Origin of the sequence: Flavobacterium sp. W21_SRS_FM3 (assembly GCF_052113625.1) — a bacterium.
Lineage (GTDB): Bacteria > Bacteroidota > Bacteroidia > Flavobacteriales > Flavobacteriaceae > Flavobacterium.
On record NZ_JBGQOD010000007.1, the window covers coordinates 1 to 15,370 of the forward strand.

The window sequence follows — 15,370 nt, forward strand, 5'->3', positions numbered from 1 at the left end:
CTTTGTCTGCCTCTCTATTAGAATTAGGAGCTGTTCTACCTTGCGAATTATCTCTTTGTGTGTTAACTCTTGCCGTAGTTCCTTCATTAGCGCTTCTTCTATTTGCTGAATAATCTCTGTTAGCATCTGTTCTTCTAGAAGCAATTTCTCTTGAAGAGGTATTTCTATTTCTAGAATAATTACCATCACCTCTGCTGCTTACTGAGCGGCTGCTTCTTGCTCTGTCTAATTCATAACGATTAACGACATTGGTATTTCTTCTAGAAAAAGCATAATTAGGATGTTGTCTTTCATAACCATTAGATCGTCTTGAATTATATAAGACTACTGCTTGACTGCTTCGTCTGTAGTTTACATAATTGTAATTGTTATTAATGTTAACGCTCAAGTGAATATTGTTTCTATATCTGAATACGGGATACGGGTTCCAAGCATAGTAATAAGATGGGTAATTATTCCAGTACCAGGTTGATACATAAGGACGATAATTTGATATCCAAAAAGAGGCGTAGATTGCCGGTGTGGTGTAATACACAGGCTCATAAATGTAGTTTTGACCATACATAAATTCATTTCCTACCACCTGAATTTGGATTTTATTGTATCTGTCTTTTTCTACATCGATTGTTGCAACGTCTTGATATACATCACGATCTAAAACTGATTGGATAATAATAACGTGGGTTCTATTTTCAACTGTTTCAATTACACGTAAGTAATCTACTTCGTCGTCATTGTTTAAGTCTAAATTGGATATTTGTTCTTCTGGATCATTTAATCTTCTTTCAAAATCTTGAAGATTTCTAGATTCACCAAATATGGAAGCGACAGCTCTTAAGTCTAGGTTATCGCTAATTTCATAATTCATAGCGTTAACCGTAGTCCTATTTTGAGCATTCATTTGTACTGCAAATACAGTAGCAAAGAGGCTAAGGAATAGTAGTTTAGTTTTCATAACGAGGGGTGTTAAAGTTTCTTGTTTTTCAATATCCAATTACTGTGCCAATAAATTTTAGAGCAATTGCTATTTCTATATTTAATTGTAAATTAGCATCAAATAAATTTCAATATGAAGAAAATTTTTGTCTTGGCCATGTGCATTTTTGCTTTACACTCTTGTAAAACGGTTGTTCCTACTTTTACAGATACAGATGAAATAACTTTTAATTCGATTTCTATTGATACACTATTCCAAGATAAAATTAGTATAAGAGCGATCTCAATTGATGGTAATAAAATTTGGTATGCAGCAAATAATGCTAGGTTTGGTTTTTTTGATTTGGCTACAAACAAAAAAATGGAGAGAAAGATTGTTAAGGATAGTTTAAATTTCGAATTTAGAAGCATAGCCCAAACAGATCAAAATATTTTTTTACTGAGTGTGGCTAATCCAGCGCTTTTGTATAAAATTTCTAAAGAAAATGGCAACAGCGAGCTGGTTTACCAAGAACATCATGAAAAAGTATTTTACGACAGTATGCAATTCTGGAATAATAGAGAGGGAATTGCTATGGGAGATCCCATTGGGAATTGTCTTTCAGTAATTATAACTAGAGATGGCGGTAATTCGTGGCAGAAAGTCTCTTGCACATCCTTGCCTGTAAATGAAGACGGGGAAGCGGCATTTGCAGCAAGCAATACTAATATAGTGATTAAAGGAAACAATACATGGATAGTTACTGGCGGTAAAAAAGCACGAGTACTTTTTTCATCAGATAAAGGGACAAGTTGGCAAATATACAATACACCAATAGTCCAAGGAAAACCTATGGCCGGTATTTTTACAGCTGATTTTTATGATTCACAAATAGGATTTATCGCTGGTGGAGATTATGATGCGCTTCAACAAAACTTTGGAAACAAAGCGAGAACAACAGACGGAGGTAAAACATGGCAATTAGTTGCCGAAAATCAAGGTTTTGGTTATGCTTCCTGCGTACAGTATTTTCCCAATAGTAATGGCAAAGCATTGATTAGCGTGGGAGCTTCAGGAATTTATTATTCTCAAAATGGTGGTTCTTCTTGGACCTTGTTAGCTACTGATTCCGATTTATACACCATACGATTTATTGATAGCAGTACAGCGGTTGCAGCAGGGCGAAATAAAATGATTCAAATAAAATTCTCAAAATAAAACCCGAAACAATAAATTTCATACTGTTTCGGGTTTATAATTATTTTTTATGAGCTCGATCTCTATACTGATGTAAAAGCTTTCGATTAAAATCATCTTCAGATTTTCTTAATTGCAAAATTTTAACTGCAGGAAGAATCTCTTTTAAATCTTTGACAAATTTCTTTCGAAGCAAATACAATTCTTCATCACTGTCTTCCATTTTATCTAGAAGATTAAGCGCTTCTTTTTCACTTATTTTATTTAAAGCAAGTTCGTTCATTTGGTTTTTATAACTTCTCATCTTTTGATGCCTAATATCAAATTGGGCATCGTCAAATTTATTATATATAGGCCAGAATTTTTGTGCTTCTTTTGTTGTTAGATCTAGTTCAGTAGTAAAATACGCTACTTTCATAGCATTTATTTTCTCTTTTTTGGCTTTCATATTATCAGACTGGCCGAAAATCGTAAAAGAGGTTAAGAGTAATAATATCGGTATAATTTTTATTATTTTCATATTCTTTTTTTTAATTCAAAATGTAAGTAGTAATCTTAGGTTTATTATTCAATGATAAGATGTTCGAGGCTAGCATTGTTTGCAAGAATATCTTCAATTGTTTCATCTTCAAGGGCTACATTAGAATTGATGGTAGTAATATCATCTGAGTCCAATGCATTTATTAAATCGTATTGATTAACATTAGATTGATAGCTTAAGTAATTTTCTAAAGTGGTACTGTCTAATTCTACTGTTGCAGTATTTGTTGATGTACTTAAAACTGGAATCATTAATGCCAATACCAAAATTGCAGCTGCGACCATTAAAATAAATTTTCTTTTTGAGCGGGAAAGAAAAACAACTTTTGTCTCTTGCTCTGGAATTTTATCCTTCATTCTCTCTGAAAAATTTTCAAAGTAACCTTCAGGGATTGTAAATCCAGTTTGGATTTTAGCTCTATTTTCTAATTTAAATTCTTTCATAACACTAGTAAGACTATAATTTGTGAAAAAGGTTTAATTTGATGTCAGTATGTTTTCTATTTTCTTCACTGCATGATGATAGGAAGCTTTTAATGCACCTACTGATGTTCCTAAAATATCTGATATCTCTTCGTATTTCAATTCTTGAAAATACTTCATTTTAAAAACAAGTTGCTGTTTTTCTGGTAGCGCTGCAATAGCTTTATGTAGGCTTATTTGCATTTCATTTCCATCAAAATAACTATCTGCTTCTAGATTATCAATTGTTTTGTTTTGTAAAGCTTCTGAACTAATTCCGCTTTTCTTAGCTTTTTGATTTAAAAAACTAATCGCTTCATTGGTTGCAATGCGATACATCCAAGAAAATAATTTGCTTTCGCCTTTAAAATTTTTTAAGTTTTGAAAAATTTTGACAAAGGTATTTTGCAAAACATCATCAGTATCATCGTGGTTTAAAACGATGTTACGTATATGGCTGTATAAAGGTTTTTGGTAGGTTGACAAGAGTTTTTGAAACGCAGTATTTTGCGTTTTCACATCTAACAACTGTTTAATAAATTCTTCTTCCTCCGGCAAAGCTATTTTTTATAAGGTTAGAATAGATTTTATGCAAAAGGTTTAATTCATTTTTGAAATTTAAAATTCAGACTCTTCTTCAGCTTTGGGTTTTGAAATGGCTGGTTTCTTAGGTTCTGTTGCTTTTATGACTGGCTGCTTAATTTTTAGAGGTGTCGCCGTAATGGTTTTTCCTACTAATGGTTCTTGTTTAATAGTTGGATTTGTTGCAGCAGGCGGAGTATAAGTCCTCACTGGGACAAGTACTTTAGGGATTATGGGAATTAGAATTTCAGTTATCCATTTTGAAGGATCTTTAATTTCTTTCTTATTTGTAGTATAGATTTCGACATGCGAAATATTTGGATCGCGATTCAAAACATTTTTATTAGTAAATGCGATCGCTTGATCATATGCTGCTTTATTATGGGAATTATCACCTGTTAAAGTGGCTTTTACAGCTTCTTGTAGTTCTAGTTTTCCAGATGTGATATCGCTACCAGAACTAATGAATATTTCACTTTGTATAGGAACGCAAATCGTGATGCGAGCTAGTTGACTTTGCAAATCATAGGTATGATAGATTATAAAAGGTTTGCCGGCAGTAGCGATATTATTGTCTTTACAGAAACTATCAATTTTTGGGATAACAATTTTAAAATTTTTATTGATTTTTGCAATTTCACTGGTGAAAGTTTGACCTAAATAATAGGTAATTGGTTTCTTAACGATACCATCAACTTTAACAGAGAATGTGTTAATTTCATAGTCTAAAGCCTTATCTAAGTTAACTAAACTTTTTTCATACATACTTCCAATAACGCGATCGATACCTCCATTTAGGGCCGTATAAATTTTAAAACTAAAACTCATCTTTCCTTTGGTTTTCCAGCTTACTTTAGTTCCGCCTATGGTATCTTTAAAATTCCAATATACTTTAGAATCGCTTCCGTTATATTCCATTTTTTGTACAATGCTATCAATGTCTTTAGTATACAGAGTCAGCATTTTCCCATCTCCATCATTTGCTTCCCATGAAAATGAGGCTCCTTTTCCAATAGTATTTTGAGGATATACCATTTTTATTTCTGGGTCTTCCGTTACCCATGATCCAAAATCACTCCAATTTCTATAATCATTAACATAGTTGAAAACAGCTGCTTTTGGAGCATTGATAATTTTGCTTCTTTCCACAGTATAATCTCCTTTTTGTGTAGCAATAAAAATGGATAATGCTACTAAGCTTAATAATAATAGAAGAAAAAGGTATTTTAAAATCCTCATAATATATTGTTTGTTTTGTGATGTAAAGTTAGAGATTTAATTAATATAGCATACTATGTATAAAAAAAATATGAAAAGTCTGATTTTTTTGAAAACGTCATTCTTAATTGCTGCAAACTAAACTTCGATTATTTAAATTATTTTACAGATTAGCAACTGTTAGTGAGAAGTTAACTGACTTTATCTGCAGCTTATAGCTCTTAGTTAAATACTGCTGATTTAGCATTTTACTTCTTTAAAGCGTAGGCAATTTTATTATTTACTCAAAGAATATGTATATTTGTTCAATAATAATGCATTAAATAACTAAATAGTATTAATAATGAAATTACAAAAAATTACTGGGTTTTTATTAACAGCTGCAGTTTTTGTTGCTTGTACCACACAAAAACCAACAGTTACTAATGAGCAAATGCAGAAGGAGAATACTTTTGATTATGTTGTAGAACAATTTGCTGATATCAAAGTATTGCGTTACCAAATACCAGGATGGGAAAATCTTACGCTAAAAGAACAAAAACTTGTTTACTATCTTACTCAAGCCGGAACTTCTGGTCGTGATATTATGTGGGATCAAAATTACAAGAACAATCTAAAAATTAGAAAAGCGCTTGAGAATATCTATGTCAATTATAATGGAGACAAGGAAAGTAAAGACTGGGCTAATTTTGAAATTTATCTAAAAAGGGTTTGGTTTTCTAATGGAATCCACCATCATTATTCAAATGATAAAATTAAACCGGACTTCTCTAAAGAGTATCTAGTTAGTTTAATGAAAGCAACTAATACCGTTTTATCAACGGATATCGTAGCTGTTCTTTTTAATGATGTAGATGATAAAAAAGTAAATCTTGATGAATCAAAAGGGTTGTTAGCTGGTTCTGCAATTAACTTTTATGACAAAGGAATTACACTTAAAGAGGCTGAAGATTTTTATGCTAAAAAAACTAATGCAGACCCAAAGAAGCCACTTTCTCATGGTCTGAATTCTAAATTGGTTCGAAATGCAAATGGGCAATTACAAGAAAAAGTTTGGAAAAGCAACGGAATGTATGGTACTGCAATCGATAAAATTATCTTTTGGTTAGAAAAAGCTAAAGGTGTTGCCGAAAATGATAATCAAGCTAACGCATTAGGATTATTAATTAAATATTACAAAACAGGTGATTTGAAAACTTGGGATGAGTACAATATTGCATGGTTAGCTGCTACTGAAGGAAATATTGATTATATCAACAGTTTTATTGAGGTTTACAATGACCCATTAGGATACAGAGGTTCTTATGAAGGTGTAGTACAAATTAAGGATTTTGACATGTCAAAAAAGATGCAAGTTGTATCTCAAAATGCCCAATGGTTTGAAGATAATTCTCCATTAATGCCTGAACATAAAAAGAAAAATGTAGTAGGTGTTTCTTATAAAACGGTTATAGTAGCAGGAGAATCAGGTGATGCTTCGCCTAGTACTCCTATTGGTGTAAACTTACCAAATGCTGACTGGATTCGTGCTGAGCATGGTTCAAAATCAGTTTCTTTAGGAAATATCATTGATGCTTATGCAAATGCAGGAGGAAAAGGGAAGTTACAAGAATTTGCTAATGACGCAGAGGAAATAGCTTTGGCTGAAAAGTATGCAGAAATTGGAGATAAATTACATACTGCTTTGCATGAAGTGGTAGGTCATGCATCAGGGCAAATCAATGATGGAGTAGGTACTCCAAAAGAGACCTTGAAGAGCTATGCTTCTACCCTAGAAGAAGGTAGAGCTGATTTGGTTGGCTTATATTATTTATACAATCCTAAAATTCAAGAGCTAGGTTTAGTAGATGATTGGAAGAAAACAGGAATGGAATCTTATGATAGTTACATCCGTAATGGATTAATGACGCAATTAGTTCGATTAGATCTAGGTGCTAATATTGAAGAGGCTCATATGAGAAACCGTCAATGGGTAAGTGCTTGGGCATTTGAAAAAGGTAAAAAGGATAATGTAATTGAAAAGTTAACTCGCAACGGTAAGACTTATTTTAATATTACTGATTATGAAAAATTACATGCTATCTTTGGTCAATTATTACGTGAAGTACAACGTATCAAATCTGAGGGTGATTATGAAGCTGGTAAAGCATTAGTAGAAAATTACGGTGTGAAAGTAGATCAAAAATTACATGCTGAAGTTTTAGCTCGTAACAAACAATTTGCATCAGCTCCTTACAGTGGTTTTGTTAATCCCGTACTAGTTCCAAAAATGGATGCCAAAGGAAATATCATTTCTATCGCTGTTGAACAACCTAAATCATTTGAAGAGCAAATGCTTAATTACTCAAAAGATTTTAGTTTTCTACCTTTAGAAAATTAAAAAACAAATAGATTATATGTAGAAAAGTCCGCTTTAAGCGGACTTTTTTATTTAGTGTATTCTGTAACTTAACGTTTAAAAAATACTTTAATTAAAAAAAGGATTCCTATAAAAATCAGGAAACCTATTAAAATTTTGTAATTCCCTTTGTAAAATTCTTTGTGTATTTTTATATCTTTTCGATAAGCAACAATCATCGCAATAACAAAAGCAATAAAAAAACAGCCAGCAAATAGCAGTTGTCCTTGACTAAACATAGTGTAAATAATTTTATGCAAATTTAAGTAATTGTTTACCAAAAGTTGCTAATTTGCGATTTCATTTCTTAAAATAAAAACCATGCAAAAACAGATTAACTCCGTTAAAGAATTTCATACTGCATTTAAAATTGGCCATAGTGAAAACCCTATTGCTGATTTAGGAGCACATAAAAACAACTTACGTTATGAGTTAATGCGGGAAGAAAATGAAGAGTATCTTGAAGCTGTAAAAAATAACGACTTAGTTGAAATTGCTGATGCACTAGGGGATATGATGTATATATTATGCGGGACAATTATTGAACATGGATTACAACATAAAATTGAAGCTGTTTTTGATGAAATTCAACGTAGTAATATGAGTAAGTTAGATGAACAAGGAAATCCAATATACCGCGAAGACGGAAAAGTTTTAAAAGGACCTAATTATTTTAAACCTGATTTTTCAAAAATTCTAGCATTTTAAAATATTGATTTTATAAAATAAAAAAGGCGATTTTCATTTGAAAATCGCCTTTTTCTATAATGAGTCCTATTATATTTTAACGGTCCAGCCAAAAGTATCTTCGGCTAGCTTATGTTGTATGCTTGTTAGTTTTTCTTTAAGTTGTGCAGCATATGAATTTTCTATTTTAGGCAATTCATAGTATACATCTTGGTAAGAAAAACCAATGATTGGATTTACTACCGCAGCAGTTCCCGCTCCAAAAATTTCTTTTAAAGAACCATTTTTTGAAGCTTCAACAAGTTCAGATACAAGTACTGGACGTACTTCCACGTCAATGCCTTCTTTTTTTGCCATTTCAATTAAACTTTTTCTAGTAATTCCGTCCAGAATTCTTTCACTAGTAGGCGCAGTTAATAAAGTGTCGTTAATTCTAAAAAACACATTCATGGTACCTGCCTCTTCTAACTTTGTATGAGTAGCATCGTCAGTCCAAATGACTTGTTGGAATCCTTCTTTATTTGCTAAACTAGTAGGGTAAAATTGTGCAGCATAGTTACCTGCTGCTTTTGCAGCCCCAATACCACCATTTGCTGCTCTACTGAAATGCTCAGCGATTAGCACTTTTACCTCTCCAGAGTAATACGCTTTTGCCGGAGATAAAAGAATCATAAATTTATAATCATTAGATGGATTTGCCATGACACCAGTTCCTGTAGCAATCATAAAAGGTCTGATGTACAATGAATTTCCTTTTCCTTTTTTAACCCAAGCTTCATCTAGTTTTATGACTTGGTTTAAACCATCCATAAAAACGGATTCAGGTACCTCAGGCATAGCCATACGTTTAGCTGAATTATTGAAACGCTTGTAATTTTCGTCAGGTCTAAAAAGCCAAATAGCGTCATTGTCGTCCTTATACGCTTTCATTCCTTCAAAAATTGCTTGTCCATAATGAAAAACGCGAGCTGAAGGATCTAATAAAAAAGGCGCATATGGTTTAATTACTGGAGTTTGCCACTCTCCATTTATATAATCACATTCCAATAAGTGATCTGTAAAAACCGATCCGAATGTTAGGTTATCAAAATCTACTTCATTTATTTTAGTTGAAGTTGCTTTTATAATTTCAATTTGTTGATTTTGAGTGGTACTCATAATAATATGTTTATTTGTATTAATTTGCTGTGGTTACTAAATGCTTAAATCAAAACCAACACTGTTTCAAAAAAGAGAAGGTTATTTGATGCAAAATTAAATAAAAATCACTAAAATCCTTGCTAAAACTACATTAATTCAAGCATTTAATTGTGATTTGTTTATATTATAACAAATTAATTTAAAAGCGTATGTTTTATGGCAAATCTTTAATATTATAGGGCTAATTTTAAACTAAGTACAGTTGTTTTGATTAATTTTGAACCGATCTTTCTGCCAGTTGGTAGATTTGAAGTTTAAATATACAATTTTGAAAAGAGAAATTATACAAACATTAGATGGTTCGACAACCATTCATATTCCAGAGTGGAACGAATCATACCATTCAAAACACGGAGCAATACAAGAGGCACAGCATGTATTTATTAAAAACGGACTCTCGTTATTTGCAGATAAAGAAATTGCATTATTAGAAATAGGTTTTGGTACGGGACTGAATAGCTTTATCACATATTTAGAAGCGAAAAAATTAAATCTTAAAGTCGATTATGTAGGGGTAGAGGCTTATCCAATCTCTGCTGAAGAATTAGTTTCTATGAATTATGTGGAAGAATTAGATGCAGTAGCTGAAAGAACAGTTTTTGAAGCAATGCACGACTACCACTGGGAAGAAAAAAATGTTGTCAATGCCCAATTTTCTTTAACAAAGCGTAAACAATTTTTTGCTGATATTGTTGACTTTAATTGCTATGATTTAATTTATTTTGATGCTTTTGGTTATCGAGTGCAACCCGATTTATGGAGCACTGAAATTTTTAAAAAGATGTATGATGCTTTAAAAAATAATGGTGTCCTTGTTACTTATGCAGCACGTGGCGTAGTTAAAAGGAGTATGATCGAAGTAGGATTTACTGTTGAAAAACTTGCTGGGCCTCCAGGGAAAAGAGAAATGTTTAGAGCTACAAAAAAAGTTTAACTACCGTATTTATTTAATTGTTGGTCAATAAAATATTATTATTTTAAATGTAATAATAATCTAAATTTTACGTTAAAATTTAATAATACATTTTTTAAATACTGTATTTTTACAACATCATAAATCAAAAAATAACCTGTAATTTTTATTTTATTATGTCTAAAGTCATGTTTGATTACACAAAGTCAATATTAGAAAGAGTAAGTTTTGATCCCATCCTTTTTTGTAAGGAATTAGAAAAAGCCATTCGAACTTTGTTGCCATATGAAATAGAACAATTAAGGGAATGGTTGTTAAATTTCACCATTGAAAAACCCGAATTAAAGCAATGTTTACTTATTGTGAGCTAAAGATATATCTAAAGGAACCCATCTGGGTTCCTTTTTTATTTTCAGTAATTGTTTTGTAAATAATAGCTATAAGTACTTGGTTATGAATAAGTTTTATAGTAAGAGTTGTACTATGTAATCGTTTAAATCATGCGTTTAATCGATAAAAACAGGTATTTTAACGTATATTTTGCTGTTTTGAAGTTTTAGATTTATTATATTTATGCTGTAAATAAAATAACAAAAACTACTTAAAACCAATAACTATGTCAAGACTAATCTATTTTTACACTAAGGAAACTTTAGAGAAAGTTAGTTTTAGCCCAGAATTATTTGCTAAGGAATTAAGAAAAGCAGCAAAGAATCTATTACCTTATGAAATGGAGCACCTTAATAACTGGTTAACATTTTTTACAAATAATAAACCTGAGTTGAAAAAGTGCCTCAAGATGAAACCTATTTCTGTAAAGAATTAGTGATTATTTCTTTTGGATAGGACTAATTACTTCTACATTTTGAAAAACAATTGCCCCCTTTATTACACCAGCAATTGTACTTCTTAATGCATCTATAATTTGTATTTTTAATTCGCTTTTGGGAAAAATCAAACTAACTTCACGGGCCGGTTTAGGCTCTTTAAAATGGCGCAGTTTTCTTTTGTCTGCTTCTTTTAAATCTAATGTATGTAAATACGGCAGTAAAGTTGTTCCAAGTCCTTCATCAGCCAGTTTAATTAATGTTTCAAAACTTCCGCTTTCAATTTGAAAATGATTGAACTCATTTTTTGGAGCGTTTTTACATAAATTTAAAATACCGTCTCTAAAGCAGTGACCATCTTGTAGTAACAGTATTTCATCAAGGTTTAAATCATCTACTTCAATTTCTTCCTTCTGGAAATTGTGATGGGATTCAGGAATGTAGGCCATAAATGGCTCAAAATACAAAACGATTTCTTTTATTTTTTCTTCCATTAATGGGGTGGCTGCAATTGCAGCATCAAGATGACCATTATTGAGTTTTGTAATTATTTCTTCAGTATTTAACTCCTCTATTATTAATTTAACTTTCGGATATTTTTTGATAAAATTATTTAAAAACATAGGTAGTAGTGTAGGCATAATAGTTGGAATTATCCCTAGTCTAAATTCGCCTCCTATAAAACCCTTTTGTTGCTCTACAATATCCTGTATTCTATCAGCTTCATTAACAATGTTTTTGGCTTGTGTTACAATTTTTTGTCCAATATCAGTTAATTGTATTGGTTTTTTCGAACGATCAAAAATCTGAATATTTAATTCTTCTTCAATTTTTTGAATCTGCATACTTAACGTTGGTTGAGTCACGAAGCATTTTTCGGCAGCTAATGTGAAGTTTTTGTGTTCAGCAACAGCTAGTACATATTTTAGTTGAGTGATAGTCATGAATAGTATTTTATGATGCAAATATAAAAACAATCAATTTAGATTATAGTATAAAACACCTTTAATAGCTTAAATTTGTAAAAAACAACATATATGAAAACGAATATTTTAGGGTTACCAGTAAAAGAAACAGAATTAATTGTAAATGAATTGAATACTTTACTTTCTAGTTTTCAAGTATATTATCAAAATTTAAGAGGTATTCATTGGAATATTAGAGGAAAACGTTTTTTTGATTTACATGTTAAGTTTGAAGAATTGTATAACGATTCTCAGTTAAAAATTGATTTAATAGCCGAAAGAGTATTGACATTAGGTGGACGTCCGCTACATACATTTCAAGATTATATAGCTAACAATAAACTAGCGGTGGGTAAAAATATTTCTAATGATGAAAAAGCAATCCATTTAATCGTTTCTTCACTATCAGAATTGTTAAAAATTGAAAGAGAAATTTTAGATCAATCTGACGCAATTAATGATGAAGGGACTAACAGCATGATGAGTGACTTTATTTCTGAGCAAGAAAAAACTATTTGGATGATGCAAGCTTGGCTAGAAGAGTAAATTGCCATTTTTGATGATTAGAAGAACGTAATAAACCAAAATACTACTTTGCTATTATTTTGGTTTTTTTCTTGAATAATGTTAAAATTTTTAAAAAAGAATACACATTTATTTCAAATTAATCAGTTATATCATACTTTTGTTTTAATGAAACTAATAGCTCGCATTTTTTTATTTTTATTTATCGCTTTTCTAGCCACGCCCACTATAGTGACTATGATAGAAAAGTCATGCGACACCTCTGTTTTTTTTAGTTTATCTGAAGAAGAACATACCCAGAAAGAGGTAAAAGTTTTTGCTTACTATACTGAATTTGAAACTGGTTTTCTGACTGGAAAACACAACAAATCGAGTCTTATTTTGTCGGAAAATTTATCAAAACACGATAAAATAACGGCTACTATATTCTCTCCTCCGCCTAATTTGGCATAATACTTCCGTTTGTAATTTAAAATTTAACTGTAGCATTTACAATTGCTATATACAGTTTACGTATAAATTTATTATAGTATTATGACAAAAAAAATAAATCTTTTTGCCAACCTTAAGTCTGATTTCGCATCTGGTTTAGTGGTTTTCTTGGTGGCGCTACCTTTGTGTTTAGGAATTGCTTTAGCTTCTGGAGCACCGTTGTTCTCTGGAATTATTTCAGGAGTTATTGGTGGAATTGTAGTGGGGTATTTGAGTAAATCTCATTTAAGTGTTTCAGGACCAGCAGCTGGTTTAACAGCTATTATCTTAACTGCAATTACTGACTTTGGCGCATTCGATATTTTCTTAACAGCTGTTCTTATTGCAGGTTTCTTACAATTAGGTTTAGGCTTTATTAAAGCTGGTAGCATATCAAATTATTTTCCTACTAATGTGATAGAAGGGATGCTTGCGGGTATTGGAGTAATTATAATTCTAAAACAATTACCTCATGCCTTTGGTTATGATGCTGACTTTGAGGGGGACCAATCTTTTGTACAAAGAAACGGTGATAATTCTTTTTCGTCATTATTTGAAGTTTTTAACCATGTTCAATTAGGTGCAATTGTCATTACAATTGTTTCATTAATTATTCTTATTTCTTGGGATAGAGTTCCATTTTTAAAGAAATTAAAATTAGTTCCGGGTGCGTTAATTGCAGTAGCGTCAGGAATTATATTAAACGAAATATTTATTAGCTCTGGGAGCTCTTTAGCCATATCTAATGAGCATTTAGTTTCCTTGCCAGTTCCCACTTCTTTTGATGAATTAAAATCAATAATCGTAACTCCTAATTTTTCTGGCTTTACAAATCCAAAAGTGTGGATTGTAGGTATGACCATTGCTGTAGTAGCATCGATAGAGACATTGTTATGTATTGAGGCATCTGATAGGATGGATAAACAAAAAAGGTATACAGATACTAATGTGGAACTAAAAGCACAAGGTATTGGTAACATTATTAGTTCTTTAATTGGAGGTTTACCAATGACATCTGTAGTGGTACGTACTTCAGCTAATAATGCAGCTGGAGCAAAATCAAAAATGTCTTCCATTATTCATGGAGTGCTGTTATTGATAAGTGTACTTGCCATTCCAGTGATATTAAATAAAATTCCATTAGCAACGTTAGCAACCATATTAATTTTAGTTGGTTATAAATTAGCAAAGCCTGCCACATTTATACATTTCTGGCAAAAAGGAAAATACCAGTTTATCCCATTTATTGCTACTCTAGTTGCTGTAGTTACCACAGATTTATTGAAAGGTGTTGCTTTAGGGATCGTTATTAGTATCATCTTTATCTTAAAAGGTAATTTGAAACGAGCGTATAGCTTCAAAAAGGAAGAATATGTAGATGGTGATATTATTCATATTGATCTAGCTCAGGAAGTTTCGTTTTTAAATAAAGCAGCCATAAAAAGTACTTTAAACGACATCCCTGAAAATTCTAAAGTAATTATCAATGCACATGATACTGTTTATATTGCACATGATATTTTAGATCTGATTAAGGAGTTTAAAGAAACACGTGCTGTTGACGAAAACATCAAAGTGAAATTAAAAGGATTTAAGAAAGCGTACGATTTAGAAAATAGTCCTGATTTAGCTAATCACGTTTCTATTGAACATTATTATGATGTAGCAAAGAGACAAATGGTTAAAAAAGAATTGATTAATGATACTTTTAAAAATTAATAATATAAGATAGAAAATTTGTTATTTAACCTTTGCTTATTTTGAAGAAAGGATGAATATAGCAATTAGCTATTTAAATTTAAAACATAAGAAAAATGAGTAATTTTTATAAAAAAATATTAGATAATAATAAGGAATGGGTTGAGAATGCTTTAGCGAAAGACCCGAATTTTTTTGCAGATTTAGCCAAAGGTCAAACACCACCATTACTATGGATAGGATGTTCTGACAGTCGTGTGCCTGCAAACGAAATCATTGGTGCTAAACCAGGTGAAGTTTTTGTCCACAGAAACATTGCTAACATGGTCGTACATTCTGATATGAATATGTTAAGCGTTTTAGATTACGCAGTAAATGTATTGAAAGTGAAACATGTAATTGTTTGTGGTCATTATGGTTGTGGTGGTGTAAAAGCAGCGATGGGTAATCAATCAATAGGAATTATTGATAACTGGATTCGACACATTAAAGATGTATATCGTTTACATAATCAATATTTAGACGCTATAGAAGACGAAACAGAACGTTTTAATACTTTTGTTGAAATCAATATTAAAGAACAAGTGTTTGATCTATCAAAAACCTCTATTGTACAAGCTGCATGGGAGAGCGGACAGGAATTAAGTATTCACGGTTGGGTATATGGTTTAAACTCTGGATTTGTAACAGATTTAAATGTCAATATCAGTTCTAATACTGACTTAGATGAAGTATTTCAATTACAATTCTAAAATAGTAAATAAAAAAAAG

Annotated in this window: 18 protein-coding genes; 10 read left to right on the forward strand and 8 right to left on the reverse strand. The window is 31.3% G+C overall.

Going from position 1 to position 15,370, the window contains the following annotated elements:
• Nucleotides 1–955, reverse strand: a 955-nt coding sequence (locus tag ACEN2K_RS11150) for a hypothetical protein (protein WP_441759401.1), incomplete at its 3' end; no start/stop codon positions are given.
• A gap of 114 nt (nt 956–1,069) precedes the next feature.
• Here ACEN2K_RS11150 and ACEN2K_RS11155 point away from each other — a divergent pair.
• Nucleotides 1,070–2,134: an oxidoreductase gene (locus ACEN2K_RS11155; RefSeq protein WP_441759402.1), complete on the forward strand. Its 1,065-nt coding sequence runs from the start codon at nt 1,070–1,072 to the stop codon at nt 2,132–2,134.
• 40 nt (nt 2,135–2,174) lie between these two features.
• Here ACEN2K_RS11155 and ACEN2K_RS11160 read toward each other — a convergent pair whose 3' ends face one another.
• Genes ACEN2K_RS11160 through ACEN2K_RS11175 form a run of 4 tightly spaced genes read right to left on the reverse strand, consistent with a single transcriptional unit; the run spans nt 2,175 to nt 4,936 of the window.
• Nucleotides 2,175–2,633, reverse strand: coding sequence for a sensor of ECF-type sigma factor (locus ACEN2K_RS11160; protein ID WP_441759403.1), 459 nt, complete (start codon nt 2,631–2,633; stop codon nt 2,175–2,177).
• Nucleotides 2,634–2,677: 44 nt separating this feature from the next.
• The gene (locus ACEN2K_RS11165; RefSeq protein WP_441759404.1) at nt 2,678–3,097 is read right to left on the reverse strand and encodes a hypothetical protein; all 420 of its coding nucleotides are present in this window, start codon (nt 3,095–3,097) and stop codon (nt 2,678–2,680) included.
• Between the two features lie 33 nt (nt 3,098–3,130).
• The gene (locus ACEN2K_RS11170; RefSeq protein ID WP_441759405.1) at nt 3,131–3,673 is read right to left on the reverse strand and encodes an RNA polymerase sigma factor; all 543 of its coding nucleotides are present in this window, start codon (nt 3,671–3,673) and stop codon (nt 3,131–3,133) included.
• A gap of 60 nt (nt 3,674–3,733) precedes the next feature.
• Nucleotides 3,734–4,936 (reverse strand): SRPBCC family protein, encoded by a 1,203-nt coding sequence (locus tag ACEN2K_RS11175; protein WP_441759406.1) that lies wholly within the window; start codon nt 4,934–4,936, stop codon nt 3,734–3,736.
• A 322-nt stretch (nt 4,937–5,258) separates the two neighbouring features.
• Between ACEN2K_RS11175 and ACEN2K_RS11180 the strand changes: the two genes are divergently transcribed.
• Entirely contained in the window at nt 5,259–7,295 is a 2,037-nt protein-coding gene (locus ACEN2K_RS11180) for a dipeptidyl-peptidase 3 family protein (protein WP_441759407.1), read from the forward strand.
• Between the two features lie 68 nt (nt 7,296–7,363).
• Here the strand turns inward: ACEN2K_RS11180 and ACEN2K_RS11185 are convergent, their stop codons facing one another.
• The gene (locus ACEN2K_RS11185) at nt 7,364–7,552 is read right to left on the reverse strand and encodes a hypothetical protein (protein WP_441759408.1); all 189 of its coding nucleotides are present in this window, start codon (nt 7,550–7,552) and stop codon (nt 7,364–7,366) included.
• An 82-nt stretch (nt 7,553–7,634) separates the two neighbouring features.
• On the opposite strand from ACEN2K_RS11185, the gene ACEN2K_RS11190 reads away from it, so the two are divergent.
• Entirely contained in the window at nt 7,635–8,021 is a 387-nt protein-coding gene (locus ACEN2K_RS11190) for a hypothetical protein (RefSeq protein ID WP_441759409.1), read from the forward strand.
• Between the two features lie 69 nt (nt 8,022–8,090).
• Here ACEN2K_RS11190 and ACEN2K_RS11195 read toward each other — a convergent pair whose 3' ends face one another.
• Nucleotides 8,091–9,158, reverse strand: coding sequence for a branched-chain amino acid aminotransferase (locus ACEN2K_RS11195; RefSeq protein ID WP_441759410.1), 1,068 nt, complete (start codon nt 9,156–9,158; stop codon nt 8,091–8,093).
• Nucleotides 9,159–9,468: 310 nt separating this feature from the next.
• Here ACEN2K_RS11195 and mnmD point away from each other — a divergent pair, with 310 nt between their 5' ends.
• The 3 genes from mnmD to ACEN2K_RS11210 all read left to right on the forward strand — a co-directional run bounded on the left by mnmD (nt 9,469) and on the right by ACEN2K_RS11210 (nt 10,939).
• Nucleotides 9,469–10,134: a tRNA (5-methylaminomethyl-2-thiouridine)(34)-methyltransferase MnmD gene (mnmD, locus tag ACEN2K_RS11200; protein ID WP_441759411.1), complete on the forward strand. Its 666-nt coding sequence runs from the start codon at nt 9,469–9,471 to the stop codon at nt 10,132–10,134.
• Nucleotides 10,135–10,289: 155 nt separating this feature from the next.
• On the forward strand, nt 10,290–10,484 hold the full coding sequence (locus ACEN2K_RS11205; protein WP_441759412.1) for a hypothetical protein: 195 nt from the start codon (nt 10,290–10,292) through the stop codon (nt 10,482–10,484).
• A 245-nt stretch (nt 10,485–10,729) separates the two neighbouring features.
• A complete protein-coding gene (locus ACEN2K_RS11210) occupies nt 10,730–10,939 on the forward strand; it encodes a hypothetical protein (protein ID WP_441759413.1) in 210 nt (69 codons plus the stop codon).
• A gap of 3 nt (nt 10,940–10,942) precedes the next feature.
• Here ACEN2K_RS11210 and ACEN2K_RS11215 read toward each other — a convergent pair whose 3' ends face one another.
• Nucleotides 10,943–11,884 carry a LysR substrate-binding domain-containing protein gene (locus tag ACEN2K_RS11215; protein ID WP_441759414.1) on the reverse strand — a complete coding sequence of 314 codons (942 nt, stop codon included), beginning with the start codon at nt 11,882–11,884 and terminating at the stop codon, nt 10,943–10,945.
• A gap of 93 nt (nt 11,885–11,977) precedes the next feature.
• Here ACEN2K_RS11215 and ACEN2K_RS11220 point away from each other — a divergent pair, with 93 nt between their 5' ends.
• The 4 genes from ACEN2K_RS11220 (at nt 11,978) to can (ending at nt 15,351) form a co-directional block, all read left to right on the forward strand.
• Nucleotides 11,978–12,451, forward strand: a complete 474-nt coding sequence (locus ACEN2K_RS11220) for a Dps family protein (protein WP_441759415.1) — start codon at nt 11,978–11,980, stop codon at nt 12,449–12,451.
• Nucleotides 12,452–12,598: 147 nt separating this feature from the next.
• Nucleotides 12,599–12,883: a hypothetical protein gene (locus ACEN2K_RS11225; protein ID WP_441759416.1), complete on the forward strand. Its 285-nt coding sequence runs from the start codon at nt 12,599–12,601 to the stop codon at nt 12,881–12,883.
• 81 nt (nt 12,884–12,964) lie between these two features.
• Entirely contained in the window at nt 12,965–14,620 is a 1,656-nt protein-coding gene (locus ACEN2K_RS11230; protein WP_441759417.1) for a SulP family inorganic anion transporter, read from the forward strand.
• Between the two features lie 95 nt (nt 14,621–14,715).
• Nucleotides 14,716–15,351 (forward strand): carbonate dehydratase, encoded by a 636-nt coding sequence (can, locus tag ACEN2K_RS11235; protein ID WP_441759418.1) that lies wholly within the window; start codon nt 14,716–14,718, stop codon nt 15,349–15,351.
• The last annotated feature ends 19 nt before the right edge of the window (nt 15,352–15,370 follow it).

What these genes read in the sequence shown, in the direction of transcription:
- ACEN2K_RS11165 (WP_441759404.1), bottom strand. Translation starts at nt 3,097, where the DNA reads ATGAAAGAATTTAAATTAGAAAATAGAGCTAAAATCCAAACTGGATTT.
- ACEN2K_RS11185 (WP_441759408.1), bottom strand. Translation starts at nt 7,552, where the DNA reads ATGTTTAGTCAAGGACAACTGCTATTTGCTGGCTGTTTTTTTATTGCT.
- ACEN2K_RS11220 (WP_441759415.1), top strand. Translation starts at nt 11,978, where the DNA reads ATGAAAACGAATATTTTAGGGTTACCAGTAAAAGAAACAGAATTAATT.
- ACEN2K_RS11205 (WP_441759412.1), top strand. Translation starts at nt 10,290, where the DNA reads ATGTCTAAAGTCATGTTTGATTACACAAAGTCAATATTAGAAAGAGTA.
- ACEN2K_RS11195 (WP_441759410.1), bottom strand. Translation starts at nt 9,158, where the DNA reads ATGAGTACCACTCAAAATCAACAAATTGAAATTATAAAAGCAACTTCA.
- ACEN2K_RS11190 (WP_441759409.1), top strand. Translation starts at nt 7,635, where the DNA reads ATGCAAAAACAGATTAACTCCGTTAAAGAATTTCATACTGCATTTAAA.
- ACEN2K_RS11210 (WP_441759413.1), top strand. Translation starts at nt 10,730, where the DNA reads ATGTCAAGACTAATCTATTTTTACACTAAGGAAACTTTAGAGAAAGTT.
- ACEN2K_RS11160 (WP_441759403.1), bottom strand. Translation starts at nt 2,633, where the DNA reads ATGAAAATAATAAAAATTATACCGATATTATTACTCTTAACCTCTTTT.
- ACEN2K_RS11155 (WP_441759402.1), top strand. Translation starts at nt 1,070, where the DNA reads ATGAAGAAAATTTTTGTCTTGGCCATGTGCATTTTTGCTTTACACTCT.
- ACEN2K_RS11180 (WP_441759407.1), top strand. Translation starts at nt 5,259, where the DNA reads ATGAAATTACAAAAAATTACTGGGTTTTTATTAACAGCTGCAGTTTTT.
- ACEN2K_RS11175 (WP_441759406.1), bottom strand. Translation starts at nt 4,936, where the DNA reads ATGAGGATTTTAAAATACCTTTTTCTTCTATTATTATTAAGCTTAGTA.
- ACEN2K_RS11225 (WP_441759416.1), top strand. Translation starts at nt 12,599, where the DNA reads ATGAAACTAATAGCTCGCATTTTTTTATTTTTATTTATCGCTTTTCTA.
- ACEN2K_RS11230 (WP_441759417.1), top strand. Translation starts at nt 12,965, where the DNA reads ATGACAAAAAAAATAAATCTTTTTGCCAACCTTAAGTCTGATTTCGCA.
- can (WP_441759418.1), top strand. Translation starts at nt 14,716, where the DNA reads ATGAGTAATTTTTATAAAAAAATATTAGATAATAATAAGGAATGGGTT.
- ACEN2K_RS11215 (WP_441759414.1), bottom strand. Translation starts at nt 11,884, where the DNA reads ATGACTATCACTCAACTAAAATATGTACTAGCTGTTGCTGAACACAAA.